4 protein-coding genes are annotated in these 3,343 nt (G+C 34.7%); 2 read left to right on the top strand and 2 right to left on the bottom strand.

The window, feature by feature from the left end; genetic code table 11:
* Window positions 1–43: 43 nt before the first annotated feature.
* Entirely contained in the window at window positions 44–172 is a 129-nt protein-coding gene (locus K737_RS11405) for a hypothetical protein (RefSeq protein ID WP_268743849.1), read from the bottom strand.
* Between the two features lie 36 nt (window positions 173–208).
* Here K737_RS11405 and K737_RS09950 point away from each other — a divergent pair, with 36 nt between their 5' ends.
* Together K737_RS09950 and K737_RS02160 are read left to right on the top strand one after the other, a co-directional pair.
* Window positions 209–667, top strand: a complete 459-nt coding sequence (locus K737_RS09950; RefSeq protein WP_075260321.1) for a transposase — start codon at window positions 209–211, stop codon at window positions 665–667.
* Between the two features lie 426 nt (window positions 668–1,093).
* Window positions 1,094–2,659: a hypothetical protein gene (locus K737_RS02160; protein ID WP_200863588.1), complete on the top strand. Its 1,566-nt coding sequence runs from the start codon at window positions 1,094–1,096 to the stop codon at window positions 2,657–2,659.
* A gap of 129 nt (window positions 2,660–2,788) precedes the next feature.
* On the opposite strand, the gene K737_RS10995 is transcribed toward K737_RS02160, so the two are convergent.
* Window positions 2,789–2,944: a hypothetical protein gene (locus K737_RS10995; protein WP_235075663.1), complete on the bottom strand. Its 156-nt coding sequence runs from the start codon at window positions 2,942–2,944 to the stop codon at window positions 2,789–2,791.
* Between the last annotated feature and the right edge of the window lie 399 nt (window positions 2,945–3,343).

The following is a 3,343-nucleotide window of genomic DNA, read 5'->3' as shown; positions in this document are numbered from 1 at the left end:
CACTAAGCCCCTTAGGAAAATAACAGCTTTTTGTCTGTTTTTTCTATACCAATTTTCTATTCCACCTTCCTGTCGCTGATACACTTATTTTAAATGGTTGCGATGATTCAATACCCCGCCCCTCATCTAAATTTACCCTTTGTCTTAAATCGTTGCGGTAGCTCTTTGTCATTTTCCTTTAATTGCACCTAATTCAACCTAAAGTACTATATATAGCGATGAAAGTGGTATAGAGCTAACGATTTTCAAAGATAGAAGGCTGGGGCGAAACGGTATAAAACTGATAGGTAAAAAAAGTGTTAAATATGACGCGCGAACAAATATTATAGCAATATTCGTGAATAATAAATCGATAGCTCCGATGATATTTAATGGATCTAGTACCGCGAAGGTATTCGAAATGTGGGGGGAACATTTAATAAAAAAGCTGAAGCCAGGTAAGGGAGTAGTTATGGATATTGCTGCCTTTCACCGATCAAAGAAAACTAAAGATTTAATCGAATCTGTTGGGTGTAAGGTAATTTTTTTGCTTTCATATTCCCCTGATCTAAATCCAATTGAAAAATTCTTGGTCAATATGAAACGATGGATTAAATGCCAAATTAATGCATTTGGCAAACTTTATGAGGCTATTTCTGCATTCTTCCAAATCCCATCTTCAGGCTAAATGACTATGGTACATCTTTTTAAAATTTTTACTAACGACTAATCTTTCATTACCTTTCTTATCACAATTTAAACGCTTTATTTCAAAATTAAATTAAAATATCTCCCCCATGCGGTCGTACGCAATTATTCACTAAAATTGTACCTCCTTTGGTTGGACTTACCGTATAGTACACTTATTTTTTATCCCTACTGCTTTTCTATCTTACACCGGTACCATTATTAAAACTTATTTTCATTATGATCCTACAAAAGAGCTATTTTTTATATTTTTATATCAAAAAACTCAAAATTTTAATAAAATAAATTTAGTAGTAATTTTAAGTAAACACTTGATAAAATTAATCTTTCTGATAAATTTATTTTAGCGGTACAGGATACATCCTTTCTTAACATGTATACATTCTTCTCTAATTTTTTGATGTGGATGTGGATATTTTTTATAAGTGGATGTCAAAGAGAAAATTACCAAGATCCTGATATAAAAAAAACGAAAGAAGATTTTCTATGCCTTACCAAACCCGTGTGTAAACGTTCTAGCGTTCACTGCATACCTTTACAAAAAAAATGTTCTAAGCCGTGCTGTTACGATATTCCTGTTTCAATTTGTTTATCAGGGCAACTCCCCTTGCAGGAGGTGTTTTTCGAGCTGGCAAAACAGTCTAATGTGAATATTGTTTTTGACCGACCGTGCGCTAAATCTACAACAGTTTTATACCGTGCACAAGAAAAACCTTTAGAAAAAGTTTTAGACGATCTTAGCTCAACTTATGATTTGCGGTATTATTACCACAATGACACTCTTCATATTGCGCCAGACAGTCCTCACTTAAAAATCTATAACGTTCAATTTTTAATAGGTGCAAGAAAAACTCAAACAGAAACTTCGGTAAGGACGGATATTTTAGGACAGGGAAATAAGGGAAAGTCAGCGTTTTCTCAAGAAAATGGTGCTTCTATCCAAATAAAAAGTCAAAACGAAGTAAATTTTTGGGAAGAATTAGAAAATAATGTTCAATACATATTAAAAGAGCCTATTAATAAGGAAAAACCATCCTATGCTTTAAACCGTTACGCAGGAACACTATCTGTATGGGGAAATTCCAAACAGCATCGTGCTATCGAGTTATATCTAAAACATCTGCAAAAACTTGCAACGACTCAAATTCTTATTGAAGCTAAAATTATTGAAATAGAGTTAACCGATGAACATAAAAGCGGAATTCAATGGGATGCGCTTCCCGCATTAAGTGCAGCAATTAATGCAAAGGCAAATATGCAAGACGGAGCATTTTTTTCATTCTTCATAGATACAAAAAACTTAAACGCTTTTGCAAATTTTATGAGTAAATTTGGAACAGTGCGCACATTAGCCAATCCAAGGCTGACAGTACTGAACAATCAGGCCTCAGTTCTAAAAGTCGCACGCAATGAAGTGTTTTTTGAAATGCAGATGGATGAAGTTATGATGACTGCCAATTCTCCTCATATTCAAAAAGCAAGAAGTCAAATTCAGACTGTTCCTATTGGGTTGATTTTGTACGTACACCCTGTGGTTAATTTTGAAACAGGACAAATTGTTTTATTTCTTCATCCAACGATATCTCGCATCATTGATGTTAAAAACGATCCAGCCATCGCTCTTTCTATGAAAGGCATGGCTACTCAAGTGAAATCAGAAATTCCAGTAATTCAGGTCAGGGAAATGGATTCCGTTGTGGCTGCAAAAGAAAACCAAGTGATCATTCTTGGAGGATTAATGGAAGAAACTTCAGAGTACAAGACTTCTGGTATCCCATTTCTTTGTGATATTCCTCTGTTAGGAGCGTTATTTAGTTCTGAAGAAAAGGTTAAGCGTATTACAGAACTTGTGATTTTACTTCGCCCCAGGATTCTTCGTACTGAAAATCCTAAAAATATGTCTCCAGAAGATCAAAGACTTTATCAAGAATTTACACAAGATCCAAGACCTTTTCCTGTACAAAGTCAATAGACAAAAATCGAAAGGCGTCAGGTAAGCTTCAAAAAATAAAAAGCAAGTTGCTCTTAACTAAAAGAAATTTAGGTGAAATCGCCGCCTCCTTTTTTGCTCAGTTGTATGCGATTTAAAAAAACGAGACCTTTAACCAAAGGGAGCATGGTTGATTTTCAAAGTTTTATTAACATGAAGTACCGCAAAAACACGCAGTGTTACCTCTAGCATTTCAAGTGATCGTGTGTTTGCAAGGGGGGCAAAACCTTGCAAACCAAAGGTGGTGTGGAGCGTTGTTTTGTTCAATGGAAAACGGTTTATCTTTTCCCTGAAAGGGGTGGGGACTTGGAATAATTTTATTAAAACCTGCCCAATGATCTGCGCAATAAAATAAAATTTTCTATTTTTTTTAATCGTTCAAAAAGTCGTTTGAATGTTTGACTATAGTGATCACCAAATTCCCAATCGATGAGCAGTTTTCCAGCACGATCCTGGACTTTAAAATTCCAAGCTTTAAAAATCCAAATTTTTGCTTCTTTTTTTTTAAATAATGCTAAAATTCATCGACTTCCATGACAATACCGTTGTCTTCTGGAGATAGCTCAATTTTGGCGCCTAGCCTTAGAACCTGTATTCATGAATAAAAAAGTGTGATATAAAAGGATTGGAGGTGTAGAAGAAGAATTATCCAAGCGATTTAAAAGA

The sequence above is a fragment of the Holospora undulata HU1 genome (assembly GCF_000388175.3).
Taxonomy (GTDB): Bacteria; Pseudomonadota; Alphaproteobacteria; order Holosporales; family Holosporaceae; genus Holospora; species Holospora undulata_A.
This window is presented reverse-complemented; position numbering and strand designations above follow the sequence as displayed.

What these genes read in the sequence shown, in the direction of transcription:
- K737_RS11405 (WP_268743849.1), bottom strand. Translation starts at nt 172, where the DNA reads ATGACAAAGAGCTACCGCAACGATTTAAGACAAAGGGTAAATTTAGAT.
- K737_RS02160 (WP_200863588.1), top strand. Translation starts at nt 1,094, where the DNA reads ATGTGGATATTTTTTATAAGTGGATGTCAAAGAGAAAATTACCAAGAT.